12 protein-coding genes are annotated in these 13,810 nt (G+C 59.3%); 4 read left to right on the forward strand and 8 right to left on the reverse strand.

What is annotated here, in order from left to right:
- The first annotated feature begins 5 nt into the window (after nt 1-5).
- Nucleotides 6-2,009, forward strand: coding sequence for an acetyl-CoA carboxylase biotin carboxylase subunit (locus IFT59_RS14570; protein WP_192087328.1), 2,004 nt, complete (start codon nt 6-8; stop codon nt 2,007-2,009).
- A 57-nt stretch (nt 2,010-2,066) separates the two neighbouring features.
- Here IFT59_RS14570 and IFT59_RS14575 read toward each other — a convergent pair whose 3' ends face one another.
- Genes IFT59_RS14575 through IFT59_RS14590 form a run of 4 tightly spaced genes read right to left on the reverse strand, consistent with a single transcriptional unit; the run spans nt 2,067 to nt 7,974 of the window.
- Complete coding sequence (locus tag IFT59_RS14575) at nt 2,067-2,957, reverse strand: lytic transglycosylase domain-containing protein (protein ID WP_062578028.1); 891 nt, start codon at nt 2,955-2,957, stop codon at nt 2,067-2,069.
- A 55-nt stretch (nt 2,958-3,012) separates the two neighbouring features.
- Entirely contained in the window at nt 3,013-3,555 is a 543-nt protein-coding gene (locus tag IFT59_RS14580; protein WP_062578026.1) for a metallophosphoesterase family protein, read from the reverse strand.
- 58 nt (nt 3,556-3,613) lie between these two features.
- Complete coding sequence (locus IFT59_RS14585; RefSeq protein ID WP_197978115.1) at nt 3,614-6,778, reverse strand: efflux RND transporter permease subunit; 3,165 nt, start codon at nt 6,776-6,778, stop codon at nt 3,614-3,616.
- Entirely contained in the window at nt 6,775-7,974 is a 1,200-nt protein-coding gene (locus IFT59_RS14590) for an efflux RND transporter periplasmic adaptor subunit (RefSeq protein ID WP_197978116.1), read from the reverse strand. Before IFT59_RS14590 ends, IFT59_RS14585 begins: the two co-directional genes overlap by 4 nt.
- Before the next feature lie 542 nt (nt 7,975-8,516).
- On the opposite strand from IFT59_RS14590, the gene recQ reads away from it, so the two are divergent.
- Nucleotides 8,517-10,376 (forward strand): DNA helicase RecQ, encoded by a 1,860-nt coding sequence (recQ, locus tag IFT59_RS14595; protein ID WP_192087329.1) that lies wholly within the window; start codon nt 8,517-8,519, stop codon nt 10,374-10,376.
- Nucleotides 10,377-10,442: 66 nt separating this feature from the next.
- Here recQ and IFT59_RS14600 read toward each other — a convergent pair whose 3' ends face one another.
- From IFT59_RS14600 to IFT59_RS14610, 3 genes are all read right to left on the reverse strand, one after another.
- A complete protein-coding gene (locus IFT59_RS14600; protein ID WP_244631553.1) occupies nt 10,443-10,853 on the reverse strand; it encodes a response regulator in 411 nt (136 codons plus the stop codon).
- Between the two features lie 106 nt (nt 10,854-10,959).
- Nucleotides 10,960-11,400 carry a hypothetical protein gene (locus IFT59_RS14605; protein WP_192087330.1) on the reverse strand — a complete coding sequence of 147 codons (441 nt, stop codon included), beginning with the start codon at nt 11,398-11,400 and terminating at the stop codon, nt 10,960-10,962.
- A 140-nt stretch (nt 11,401-11,540) separates the two neighbouring features.
- On the reverse strand, nt 11,541-12,404 hold the full coding sequence (locus IFT59_RS14610; protein ID WP_082471776.1) for an SDR family oxidoreductase: 864 nt from the start codon (nt 12,402-12,404) through the stop codon (nt 11,541-11,543).
- A 291-nt stretch (nt 12,405-12,695) separates the two neighbouring features.
- On the opposite strand from IFT59_RS14610, the gene IFT59_RS14615 reads away from it, so the two are divergent.
- Nucleotides 12,696-12,905 carry a cold-shock protein gene (locus IFT59_RS14615; RefSeq protein WP_062459695.1) on the forward strand — a complete coding sequence of 70 codons (210 nt, stop codon included), beginning with the start codon at nt 12,696-12,698 and terminating at the stop codon, nt 12,903-12,905.
- A gap of 121 nt (nt 12,906-13,026) precedes the next feature.
- Nucleotides 13,027-13,251: a hypothetical protein gene (locus IFT59_RS14620; RefSeq protein ID WP_062459699.1), complete on the forward strand. Its 225-nt coding sequence runs from the start codon at nt 13,027-13,029 to the stop codon at nt 13,249-13,251.
- A gap of 95 nt (nt 13,252-13,346) precedes the next feature.
- Here IFT59_RS14620 and IFT59_RS14625 read toward each other — a convergent pair whose 3' ends face one another.
- Nucleotides 13,347-13,769 (reverse strand): hypothetical protein, encoded by a 423-nt coding sequence (locus tag IFT59_RS14625; RefSeq protein WP_192087528.1) that lies wholly within the window; start codon nt 13,767-13,769, stop codon nt 13,347-13,349.
- Nucleotides 13,770-13,810: the final 41 nt, after the last annotated feature.

Here is a 13,810-nt window from a genome sequence, read left to right on the forward strand (position 1 = left end):
CAAGCATGATCAAGAAAATCCTGATCGCCAATCGCGGCGAAATTGCCTGCCGGGTCATCCGGACCGCCAAGCGGATGGGTATCGCAACCGTCGCCGTCTACTCGGACGCCGATCGTGATGCGCTGCATGTGAGGATGGCGGATGAGGCGGTTCATATCGGTCCAGCACCTTCCGACCAGTCGTATATCGTCATCGACCGTATTCTCGATGCCGTCGCGAAAACAGGCGCAGATGCCGTCCACCCTGGATACGGGTTTCTGTCGGAAAACGCCCTGTTCGCAGCAGCGCTCGAGAAAGCCGGCATCATCTTCGTCGGTCCGCCGGTCAGGGCGATCGAAGCGATGGGCGACAAGATCACGTCCAAGAAGATCGCCGCCGAAGCGGGCGTTTCGACCGTGCCGGGTCACATGGATCTCATTGCGGATGCCGATGAGGCCGTAAAGATTTCCTCCTCGATCGGCTATCCGGTCATGATCAAGGCGTCTGCCGGCGGTGGCGGCAAGGGCATGCGGATCGCCTGGAACGATGCCGAAGCCCGGGAAGGTTTCCAGTCATCCAAAAACGAGGCGAAGTCTTCCTTTGGCGACGATCGCATCTTCATCGAAAAATTCGTGACGCAACCGCGTCACATCGAGATCCAGGTACTCGGCGACCAGCACGGGACCACGCTCTATCTCGGGGAGCGCGAATGCTCGATCCAGAGGCGAAACCAGAAGGTTATCGAGGAAGCGCCGTCTCCCTTCCTCGATGAGCAGACCCGGAAAGCGATGGGCGAGCAGGCCGTCTTGCTCGCAAAGGCCGTTGGTTATTTCTCCGCGGGCACAGTCGAATTCATCGTCGACGGCAACAGGAAATTCTACTTCCTCGAAATGAACACCCGGCTGCAGGTCGAGCATCCTGTGACGGAGCTAATTACCGGCGTCGATCTCGTCGAACAGATGATCCGGATCGCGGCCGGTGAAAAGCTGGCCCTCAGCCAGGACGACGTGAAGCTTGAAGGCTGGGCGATCGAAAGCCGGCTCTATGCCGAAGATCCCTATCGCAATTTCCTGCCGTCGATCGGCAGGCTCAGCCGCTACCGTCCACCGGTCGAGGGCGTCAAGCACGATGGCACGATCGTGCGCAACGATACCGGCGTCTTCGAGGGTGGCGAGATCTCGATGTACTACGACCCGATGGTCGCCAAGCTCTGCACCTGGGCGAAAGACAGGACGGCTGCGATCGATGCGATGGCGACAGCGCTCGACGGTTTTGAGGTCGAGGGCATCGGCCACAACCTACCCTTCCTCTCGGCGGTCATGAGCCAGGAGCGTTTTCGCTCCGGCAACTTGACGACGGCCTATATCGCCGAGGAGTTTCCCGATGGCTTTTCCGGTGTGCATCCCGATGCGGATGCGTTGCGGACGCTGGCTGTGATTGCGGCGTTTGCGCATCAGATGATCAGGCAGCGGGCGCTGCAGATCTCAGGAACGCTTGCGACCGCTGGCCGCGTGACGGCAAAGGACTGGATCGTGGCACTGGCAGACGCTGAGGAAACGGTCACGATCGAGACCGGATCGGCAGAAAGCGCCGTCGTATTTGCAGATGGCAGTCGCTTCGCGATCTCTTCGGACTGGCTGCCCGGCAAGCGACTTGCCAGTTTTACCATCGGTGACAGAGTTGCCGAAGTGAAAATCGATCTGATCGGATCGGCCATCCGGCTACGTGGGCGCGGTATGGATGTCAGGGCGCGGGTGCGTTCACCGCGTGTTGCGCAGCTTGCACGCCTGATGCCGGTCAAGGTCCCGCCGGATATGTCGCGAATGCTGCTCTGCCCGATGCCCGGTGTCATCACCTCGGTCACGGTCGGCGTGGGCGATCAGGTCGAAGCAGGTCAGACGCTGGCGACTGTCGAGGCGATGAAGATGGAAAATGTCCTGAAGGCGGAACGTCGTGGCGTGGTGAAGCGGGTGACAGCATTGCCCGGCCAGAGCCTCGCGGTTGATGAACTGATCATGGAATTCGAGTAAGGCCCGCCGACGATTTCTCAGGAAACGGTGTCGACGTCCACATACAGGGTCAACGGTTCAGCGGTTCTTGAGAACCGTGCAGGAAACGCCGTGGGCTTTGATTTCATTGCAAAGCTTGACTGCAGCGGCCCGGCTTTCCTCACCGATGCGGGCTGCGTATCGCGGACGACGACCGAAATTTCCGCCGCGCTGGCGCACAATAAGTGCGCGTTCGGCATTAAGCGGCGAGGGCAGTTTCGCAGCCGAGGCGGCAAATAGCCGGCCGGCAACGCCAGGGTTATAATGCGCGGCGAGCTGGACACCCCAGGGCGCCCAGTCGGCTGACGCACCGAGAACCGGATCGTTGATGCGACGAGTGTCCGCCAGCGCGACGCAGGCGTCCTTAAACGGTTTTTGAGGGTCCAGATCGGGTGCGGCAACCGCCGGAGCATTGTCTCTCCAGACTTCCGCGGGATAGCCTGTAATCGCGAAGACGTAGTCCCGCGTCTCCATCGGCAGGCTTCCCGAGGTGAGGAACCTCTGCAGCCGTGCTTCGCCGGCATTGTAAGCGGCCGCCGAGAGACCGAAATTGCCGAACTTACCTCTCATTTCAGCGAGATATGTCGCGGAGGCATCAAGCGCTTCGAGAACGTTGAAGCTGTTGTTCAAACCGCGTAGACGGGCCGTATCCGGCATGAACTGCGCGATACCCTGCGCGCCCTTCGGGCTGACTGCTTCAGGCCGAAACAGGCTTTCACGCCATATCAGGCGGGCGAAAAAGGCGGGCGGGATCTTCTGTTCTGTCGCGAAATGTTCGATTGCGTGACAGAGATCGACGTTGAACGTCTCCTTGGCGATGCAGAGCGCTTCGTCGCCGTCGCGCCGCTCGTAGAGGCACTCCGTCTCTTTGGTTGGTTCCGGAAGTGAGGTCTCGGCAGCGACAGGGTCGGCAAAGGCAGCCGCGACCATCAAAGCGCCAGCGCCCAGAAGTTGGAATTCCCTCTTCAACAAAAACCGCTCTCTTCTATCCGCTTGCATGTCCGCCGCCCAGTGTCACGACAGAGGCGATCTTTGGCGCAGCCTTCTTCTTGACGACATCCTCCAGCGTTACCGGCCGAAGCCCCTGCGCATCGACGCCAACATCAAACTGCCGTGGCAGCGGTTTGAGCCGGCCATGCGAGTGGCCGTGGAGGTTGATCGATTTCTTGCCCATCTTGTTCCAGGTGCGAAACGCGTAGTGGCAGAGGATCAGATGGACATCGTCGATATGAAGCTCATGATAGTGCTGCACGGACGTCCAGCCACTGGCCGACGTCGTGGTCTCCGGGTCGTTATTGCCGATGATCAGGTGTTTGCGGCCGTTGAGCTTCGCCAGTAGCCCATCGCAATCGCCACCGCGTACCGACATGAAATCGCCGAGATGCCAGACATCGTCGTCAGCGCCGACTATATCATTCCAGTATTGAATGAGTGCCTCGTCGTGCGCGACCATGTCCGGGAACGGTCGCCGGTCGATGCGCAACACGCGGGGATCGCCAAAATGAGTGTCGCTGGTGAAGTAGATCATGAGGTTTTAACCGGACCGCGCGAAAAAAACAGCAACACCTATAACGGACATGCTGGTGCTATGCGGTCTCTGTCTTGGCCTCCAGATTTTCTGCCTTAGCTTTGCGACCGCTGAAGATGCGCCGTACGAGCACGAAAAACAGCGGGACGTAAAGCGTTGCAAGGATCGTCGCCGTGATCATGCCGCCGATGACCGCCGTACCGATCGCGATGCGGCTCTGTGCACCCGCGCCGGACGAAATTGCAAGCGGCAAAACGCCGAAGATGAAGGCAAGACTGGTCATCAGGATCGGTCTTAGCCGCAGGCGGGCGGCTTCCATGGCCGAATCGTAAGCGCTCTTGCCGGCCCGTTCCGCCTGTTCCGCGAACTCGACGATCAGGATCGCATTCTTTGCGGAAAGGCCCATCGTGGTCAGAAGGCCGATCTGGAAGTAAACGTCGTTCTCCAGTCCGCGCAACGTGACAGCACAGACCGCTCCGATGATGCCAAGCGGGATGATGAGCATGACCGAGAACGGGATCGACCAGCTTTCGTAAAGTGCTGCAAGACATAAGAAGATGACGAGAAGCGACAGCCCGTAGAGGATGGGCGCTTGTCCGGCGGACAGTCTTTCCTGGTACGAGAGACTGCTCCAGGCCACCGACGTCCCCGGCAGGTCCGCGGCCAGTTCCGTCATACGGTCCATTGCCTGACCGGAGCTTAGGCCCGGTCCCGCTTGTCCCTGGATTTCATAGGACTGCAACCCGTTGAACCGCGTCAGCGTTGTCGGCGCCTGGGACCAGCTCGTCTTGGCAAACGAAGAGAAAGGTGCCATTTCGCCGCTTGCCGTGCGCACATACCAACCATCGAGATCCTCGACAGCGCCGCGGTGGGCGGCGTCACCCTGGACGTAGACCCGCTTCACGCGCCCACGGTCCACAAAATCGTTGACATAGACGCCACCCCAGGCTGCGCTCAGGGTTGCATCGACATCGGACTGCTGGATCCCGAGTGCGCCGACCTTTTCGTCGTCTATGTCGATCTGTAACGTCGGGACGTCTTCAAGTCCGCTCGGACGTACGCGCGCAAGTGTCGGATCCGCCGTCGCCGCAGCGAGAAGCTGGTCGCGCCGCTGCTTGAACTCCGTCAGGCTGAGATCGCCATTGTTCAAAAGTTGCATGGTGAAGCCGTTGGACTGACCCAGTCCCTGCACCGATGGCGGTGTCAGCGCAAAGAACTGGGCGTCGCGCAAGGAGCGCCCGAGCGCGGCTGTGGCACGCGCCACAATCGAGGCGGCCGCGTTCTCTTCGCCCACTCGTTCGTCCCATGGCTTGAACTGCACAAAACCCTGACCGACGTTCTGGCCGGAACCGCTGAAACGGAAACCCGAAATCGTAAACAGGCCAGCAATATTCGCCTGTTCCGGTCCGAGGAAGTGGTCTTCGATCGCGGCTGCCGTCTCGACCGTGCGAACGCGTGTTGCGCCCGGCGGAAGCGTGTACTGAACCACGCCGTAACCCTGATCCTCAACCGGAAGAAAGCCGCCGGGAAGTTGGAGGAAGAGAAACACGACGGCGCCGATTAGCGCACAAAAGGCGATGATCGAAAGCCAGATCCTGCGGATGGCGATATTGACGGCCGCGAGATATGTCTTTTGAACCCAGCCGTAACCGCGGTCGAACATCGTCCCAAATCGCCGGATCAGACCACCAGTGCGCTTCGGCGCATTCTCTTTGACGCGTGGTTTCATGAGGGTTGCGGTCAGGGCCGGCGTCAGCACCAGCGCCACCACGACCGACAGAACCATTGCGGAGATAACAGTGACCGAGAACTGCCGGTAAATGACACCGGTTGAGCCGCCGAAGAATGCCATCGGAACAAACACCGCCGACAGGACCAGCGCGATCGCAATCAACGCCGTCTGGATTTCACCCATCGAGCGAAGCGTCGCGTCTCGGGGGCTTAAGTCCGGCTCCTCCTCCATGACACGTTCGACATTTTCGACGACGACGATCGCGTCATCGACCAGAAGACCGATGGAGAGGACCAGTCCGAATAGGGTGAGCGTGTTGATCGAATATCCGAACAGTGCGAGCACGCCGAACGTGCCGAGCACGACGACCGGGACGGCAAGTGCTGGAATAAGCGTCGCGCGCCAGCTGCGCAGGAAGACGAACATGACGATGATGACGAGAACAATCGCCTCGATCAGTGTCTTCACCACTTCCTCGATCGAAAGCCGGATGAACTCGGTGGAGTCACGCGGGTAGGTGACGCGGTAGCCATCCGGCATGTTTGCCGCTTCGCCATCGATAGCCGCTTTCACCAGCTCGGCCGTTTCAAGCGCGTCCGCGCCGGGGGCAAGCTGAACGGCGATGCCGGATGCCGGATGACGGTTGAAACGGGTGAAGCGCGTATAGCTTTCCTGTCCGAGTTCGACGCGGGCGACATCCGCCAAGGTGACACGTGCGCCGCTTTCGTCCGTGCGGATGACGATCCGCTGGAACTCCTCCGGTGTCGTCAGGCGCGAACGGGCGGTCACGATCGCATTCAGCATCTGCGTGTCGGGGGAGGGTTGGGCGCCGATCTGGCCGGCCGCAACCTGCGTATTCTGCGCCTCGATCGCGGTGATGACGTCCGACGGCATCATCCCGTATGAAAACAAACGACCCGGGTCGAGCCAGATGCGCATCGCGTATTGCGAGCCGAAAAGGTTGGTATCGCCGACGCCGGGAAGGCGACCGATCCGCTCCTGGAGATTGGCGGCAATGTAGTCCGAAATGTCGGAATCCTTCGCCTTATCGGTTTCGTCGTAAACTGCGGCGACAAGCAAAAAGTCACTGTTAGACTTCGTAACGGTGAGACCTTGCTGCTGCACCTGCTGGGGCAGGCGAGAGAGAGCCTGCTGCACTCTGTTCTGAACCTGAACCTGCGCGATATCAGGATCGGTACCCTTGTCGAATGTCACCGCGATCGTGACCTGGCCTTCGGCGCTGGAGGTCGACGTGAAGTAGATGAGGCCGTCGATGCCGGTAAGCTGCTGCTCGATCACCTGTGTCACGCTGGTTTCAAGCGTTGCAGCAGAAGCCCCAGTGTAATTGGCGCGGATGTTCACCTGCGGCGGCGCGATATCCGGATACTGCTCGACCGGAAGCGTCAGGATGGAGCCGATACCACCCAACATGATCACGATCGCGATCACCCAGGCAAAGATTGGACGATCGACAAAGATACGGCTGATCATAGCGCGGGGACCGCCTTGTTCTCTGTTGCTTCTGCGGTCTGCTTCTTACCCACGTCGACAATCTTGACCTTGTCGTCGGGTTTGACCTTGGAGACGCCTTCAACGATGACCCGGTCTCCAGGAGCAAGGCCTTCGGTTACGAGCCAGCGATTGCCGACAGCCTGAGCGACCTGGAGTGCTCGCCGCTGGACGGTATCTCCGTCGCCGACCACGAGCGCGCTTGCCTCTCCCGTAGGGCTCCTCGTCACGCTCTGCTGCGGCACGAGGATCGCATCCTTCGCCTGAGTCTGTGAGAGAACTGCGCGGACATACATGCCTGGCAGGAGGATGGCGTCGGGGTTCGGAAACTCGGCGCGAAGTGTGACAGACCCGGTCGACGGATTGACGGTGACATCGGTAAACTGGAGTTTGCCCGGAAGCGGATATTCCTGCCCGTCTTCCAGTTTCAAACGCACCTCGGCCGTGTCCTTGGACAATTCGCTCGAGGCCATCGCATCTCGCAGCTTTAAAAGCGCGGTCGAGGATTGCTGAATATCGACGAAGATTGGGTCGAGGCGCTGGATGGTCGCCAAGGCCTGCGTCTGCTGTGCCGACACGAGCGCACCTGTCGTTACCAGCGAACGGCCGATCCTGCCGCTGATCGGCGCGGTCACCTTGCTGTAGCGCAGGTTGATCTCCGCGGTCTGAAGCTTCGCATTGTTCTGCGCGACGGCCGCAGTGGCAGACCGGAGCGCTGCAGTGGCATCCGTAAACGCCTGCTCGCTAACCGCTCCCTTTTGCGCCAGGGGCTTTAAACGTTCGAATTCGATCCGCGCGTTGTCTTCGCCCGCCCGTGCGCTTTCGAGATTGGCGCGTGCCTCCGCAACCGAGGCTTCGAACAGGCTTGCATCGATCTGGTAAAGCGTGTCGCCCTTCTTGACGAAAGCACCCTCGGTAAACGAGCGAGCCTCGATGATCCCTGACACCTGGGGCCTGACCTCAGAAGTCTCGAACGGGGATGTGCGACCTGCAAGCTCGTTCACGAGCGGCACGTCTTCTGTCATCGCCGTCACAATCCCAACTTCCGTTGGCTGACGCGGTGGCTTTGCTTCCTCCTCGGCCTGCAGATTGCAGCCGGCAAGTGCAACGGCACAGCCGATGGCTGCGAGCCGCGGCAGCAACCCCATCTTCGGGTAGGAGAACTGTGTGGGGATCATCGTAATTTGGCCTGTTCCGTCGCTGCCGAGATGAGTTGCTCGGCAGGTAACGCGGAAGGCGGCAAATCGTACGGTGGTGTTTCATCACGATGTTGCGATGCAATCGCGAGCCGGGCATTTTGTTTCGGAGAGGCCTGAGAAAGCTGGCCCATGAGAGCCGGCTTGTCCGCAGTTTTTGCAAACGGTTTCAGAGTAGCTGTATGGTGACTGCTTCGACCAGAATATGATAGATATTCTCTATGACCGTCTGGCAATCCGTTTTGAACGGTGCCGACAGGTTTTTAGAATGTTCCTAAAGTGTTCAAATTATCGGTATCTAATATTATCGTTTGCTAATTTTGCAACGCGGTCGCGATCCCGCTGCCCCCTTAAATCTAGGGGTGTGTCGATTGATATTTTCTATCAGGTCATTTGTTTCGTGCCTCAATGTCATTCGGGCACGAACCGCTTGATGGATAATGGCGATATCTGCGTCGGCGGGCTTTGCAAAGGTCGTGCCGTGTGAGATGGCTCGCGAGCAAGGATGGAGGCGGAACGAGCTCATGCAAGCGAAATCAACCAGCCAAGATGGTGAACGCAAAAGCGGTGTGCAGGCGGATCCGGTCGGGGTTTTGCAGAAGGTTTACGGCTACCCTTCCTTTCGCGGCGACCAGGAGGCTGTCGTTCGCCATGTTGTTTCGGGCGGAGACGCGGTTGTGCTGTTTCCGACGGGCGCAGGAAAATCTCTGTGCTTTCAGATCCCGGCTCTCTGCCGCGACGGCGTCGGCATCGTTGTTTCGCCGCTGATTGCGCTGATGCGCGATCAGGTCGAAGCGTTGAAGCAGATTGGCGTCCGTGCCGCCTCGATCAATTCCTCCATGCCGCGGGAAACGTTCGGCGAGGTCAAACGCGCGCTGGCGGCCGGCAGGCTCGACATGCTGTACGTGACCCCCGAGAGGATCGTGACGTCAGGGTTTCGTGAGTTGATCGGAGACGCCAAGGTCGCGCTGTTTGCAATCGATGAAGCGCATTGCGTCTCGCAATGGGGGCATGATTTTCGCCCGGAGTATCGGCAGCTCGGTGAACTCGCCGACCTTTACCCGGGCGTGCCGCGTATGGCGCTGACCGCGACCGCCGACCCGCATACGCGGGAAGATCTCATCGACAGGCTCACCCTGCGCAATGCCCGGGTCTTCACCGCATCGTTCGATCGCCCCAATATTGCCTACGAGATCGTCGAGCGGGATCAGCCGCGCCAGCAGTTGCTGCGCTTCCTGGAGAATCACAAGGGATCGAGCGGTATCGTCTACTGCCTGTCGCGCGCGAAGGTCGAGGAAAATGCGGAGTGGCTGAGTGCGCAAGGCATCCGCGCGTTGCCCTACCATGCGGGTATGGACCGGGAGGTTCGCGATGCCAATCAGGACGCCTTCTTGAAAGAGGAAGACCTCTGCCTCGTCGCGACCGTCGCCTTCGGGATGGGCATCGACAAACCCGATGTACGCTACGTCGCGCACCTCGATTTGCCGAGCTCAGTCGAAGCCTATTATCAGGAGACGGGCCGTGCCGGTCGTGACGGTCTGCCGTCCGAAGTTTGGATGGCCTACGGGATGGCCGACGTCATTCAGCGCGGCAGGATGATCGACAACGGCACGTCCGGCGACGACGTCAAGCGGGTCGAGCGCGCCAAGCTCAATGCGTTGCTTGCGATCTGCGAGACGGCCGGCTGCCGACGACAGGCGATCCTCGCACATTTTGGAGAAAAGCATGCGGGGCATTGCGGAAACTGCGATACCTGCATCAAGCCCGTGGACACCTGGGACGGAACCGAGGCCGCCATCAAGGCGCTCGCTGCTGTGTATCGAACAGAGGAACGGTTCGGTACCGGCCATTTGATCGATGTCCTGCTCGGCAATGACAACGAAAAGACACGTCGCTTTGGCCATGTGGACATGCCGGTCTTCGGTGCGGGAAAGGATCTGGCACAAAAGACGTGGCAGTCTGTCTATCGCCAGCTTCTTGCCGCAGGCCTGGTGCGCGTCGATCACCAGGCTTTCGGAGCTTTGAAACTGGAGCCTTCGGCACGCGATGTCTTCCGCCACGAGCGGACCGTCCGTTTCCGCAAGGACCCGGTGACCGGCCGCAAGACGCCACGAGGGCAAACGGCCGGCTCGAAAAACCCAAGGTCGCAGTTGGGAGAAACCGACGCGGTCTTGTTTGAGGCATTGCGCAAGATGAGAATGACGATTGCGAAGGATCTGGCGATCCCTCCCTACGTCGTATTCGCCGATGCGACGCTGATCGCGTTTGCAACGCAGCGGCCGACAACCCACGACGCGCTCCTTGGTGTATCCGGCGTCGGGCAAGCGAAACTTGAGCGCTATGGCGACGCGTTCCTCGATATTATTCGGGCACACGACGGATAATTGATAGACGACGCGCTGCGAGCGGCTAATGGTCGCCCCGACACTATATCGGGACGACGCCGGTCCTTACTGCTTTATGACGGGAAACGTTCTGAGGCGGTCCGGCGGGCACGTGCCCTCGATCCCGGCGCGTCTGTCCGCTACGTACTGGATTGCTTTCACGACCTCGAGATCGAGGATCGGCTTCTCCATCACGCCAAGCGTTCCCTTCACGCCCGCCCCCAGCGCGCCCGGATCGCTCGTCATGAACAAGACGGTGATGTCGGCGATTGCGAGGTCGCGCCCGATGCCTGGCCCGGTTGGACCGTCATCGAGGTTGACGTCGACCAAAGCCATATCCGCTGTGGCCGCAAGCAACGTGGCTTCCGCTCTGTTTCTCGCCACGCCAATCGAATGGTGCCCCAACGCTTCGACAGCGTCTTCCAGACCCATTGCAATAATTGGCTGATCTTCGACAATCAGAACATTGAAAGCCATTTCCATTCTCCGTTCATGAACACGTTTGCGTAATCTCTTAGTGAACGAACGGGCGGAAATGCTGGGTGTTCCAGTTTTCGTCACAAATACTTATGGTTGAGCGTGGTTATCGCGTGATGCCCAACAGAAATCCGATAGCCGCCGCAAGCCCAACGGCTCCGATTGGAGATCTTTGGATGCCGCGCTTGATGTCGTCCACAATAAGGCGGGGTTCGTTCGCGTACTCGCGGTAGGTTGCCGGCTCTACGGCTCTGTCCTTCAGACTTTCGAGCTCGGCGCGCAGGGCTGTCAGCGTATCTCGTGCTTTGGCAGTTGCCGAGTTGTCGCGGTCGTGGACCGATGCCAGCGCTCCATCGACAAGCGGTTCGTCTGAACTCGTGCTCGGGCCGCCAAAGCCTGTGGCAGTGGACGAAGATGAAACAGGATCGGAACCCGGGAAGGTCTCTTCGAGGCCCTGTTGCAGGACTTCGTCTGGAGTGCGGGCGCGTTGTGCTGCCTGTTCGCGAAGAAGAGAAGCGGCAGCCGGCGACTGGGAATGATCGGCCATTGGGTTTTCCTTGCTTGTTTGTTTGGGGATCGAGACATCCTCTGATCCCGCTCGTGTTTCTATGGGTACCGAAACTCGCTCTTCGAGAGCGGTTTCGGGAGAGGAGCGAGCCTTCCCGAAACCGAACGACAATGAACGGATCAGATCATGATCTCGCCGCCGGTCACCGGAATGACGGCGCCAGTCATGTAGCTGCCAAGGTCGGACGCCAAGAGAACATAGGCACCTGCCAATTCGGCTGGCTGGCCCGCACGACCGAGCAAGGTCTGCTCGCCGAACTTCGCCGCCTTTTCAGCCGGCATGGTTGAGGGAATGAGAGGCGTCCAGATCGGGCCTGGCGCGACGGCATTCACCCGGATCCCATGTTCTGCCACCATTTCGGCAAGACCAGCCGTGAAGTTGGAGATGGCACCCTTGGTCGAGGCGTAGGCGAGAAGCTGTGGCGAAGGTTGACGCGACTGGATCGACGTCGTGTTGATGATCGAGCTACCCGGCTTCATCAGAGGGACAGCCGCCTTCGATAGGAAGAATGGTGCGTAGATGTTGGTCCGGAACGTCTCGTCCCACTCTTCCGCAGTGATATCGGTAATGGTGGCATAGGTGCGCTGGAAGGCGGCATTGTTGACGAGGATGTCAATTTTTCCGAGCTCATCGGCCGTGCGCTTTACGAGCGCGTTGCAATGCTCCTCCGACTTGATGTCTCCGGGAACGACCACTGCCTTGCGGCCTGCTTCGCGAACCCACTTCGCCGTGTCTTCAGCGTCTTCGTGTTCGCTGAGGTACGAAATCAGGATATCCGCGCCTTCGCGGGCAAATGCGATCGCCACAGCTTTGCCGATGCCCGAGTCAGCACCGGTGATCAGCGCGACCTTGCCCTCAAGACGACCATTGCCCTTGTAGGAGTGTTCGCCATGATCCGGCGCCGGATCCATCAATGCGGTCTGGCCTGGCGGGTCCTGATGCTGGGCGGGATGGGGAGGTGTCGGGCGACGTGTTTCTTGCATGGTTTGATCTCCAGTCTAGCGTTCTGAGCAGAAACAAGCTGATCCACAATCGGTTCCGTTGTCGCTCACTCAGCCTCTTCGAAAGCGCTCCAGTCGGGCCGGGGAAACTAAAAGTTGACTTTCGGGAGCGTAGCCGCTATTTGTGGTTTATCGATATTTTGCTTGCTGATCTTTGGTTATTGCGCTTCGAACGAAGCGCCTGAGCGAACTTCCTCTTCAAAACAAATCGCTATCACCTTCTGCAAGATCTCGTTTTGCAGATACCTTCTCTATGCTTTGAAAGGGTTCACTATGACCACCGGCACAGTAAAATGGTTTAATTCCACTAAGGGCTTCGGCTTCATTCAGCCTGACGATGGCGGCGCTGATGCGTTCGTTCACATCTCCGCAGTCGAGCGCGCCGGAATGCGCGAAATCGTCGAAGGCCAGAAGCTGGGCTACGAACTTGAGCGCGACGCAAAGTCGGGCAAGATGTCGGCCTGCAACCTTCAGGCTGCTTAATTCGATTTTTGCTTCGCTTTGACCACGGATGTACTGGCACTGTCGAAGTAGCAGTTGGTGAGGGCCGAGCATACGTGCTCGGCCTTCTTATTTGGCGTCTACCGCCAGGATTGGATAAGAAATGACGGAAACAATGTCGAAGTCGCGCGAGCGTGCGGAAGCCGCATTTGCTCAGACCCAGACCCAGTTTTTCTCCCGCGTCGAAGCGGTCGCAGAATTAAACGCACACGTCGCCGAACGTGACTCAAAGACGGCTCGGCTCAAGGCTGCGCGCCTTGCAAAAGAAATTGAAGACCGCGCCTCTGCGACTGCTGCCCTGATTGCCAAGCGCGCCAAGAAGGCCTGACACCAGCCCGACATCGAATGAACTCGGCCCGCAGCCTGCGCGGCCGATCTTGTTTGATGCCCGTGGCTACGACTACTGCTATAGTCGACCAGAGATCACGGACCTCCGATCGTCGGCAGATACGTCTCGACTTCACGCCTTCCCACGGCGTCGAGCACAGCGATATTCTCGTTCCAGAAATCCTCAGCTTCTTTGGTATCGGTTCCCCATGCACGCGTAGCGCTGCGACGACCACCGAGACGCAGATACTGATGGGCCAGCATCGACAGGCCGGACGCAGTCCCAGTCTCAATCGTGGAGTTCCTCACGGGAAGTGCAGATAGCATCCGCTCAAGCGCGTCGTGCTCGGGGCCACGTGGGTGTTGACTTAAGAACACGTCCACTGGAATCCGCGTTTCGTGGCCACCGGACGGCAAGTTGCCACGGTGAATAACTGTTGGGTGCTGGTTCTCGGGAGCGGGCTCTATAAACCACCGATCTCCATTGGTGCTGTGCGCAAACTCCTGCGGTTCGTTCATGCTGCCGATCCTTACGAGTTTTCGAGGGGGAGACGCTATCC

The organism is Rhizobium sp. CFBP 8752, assembly GCF_014842035.1.
In the GTDB taxonomy this organism is placed as follows: Bacteria; Pseudomonadota; Alphaproteobacteria; order Rhizobiales; family Rhizobiaceae; genus Neorhizobium; species Neorhizobium soli.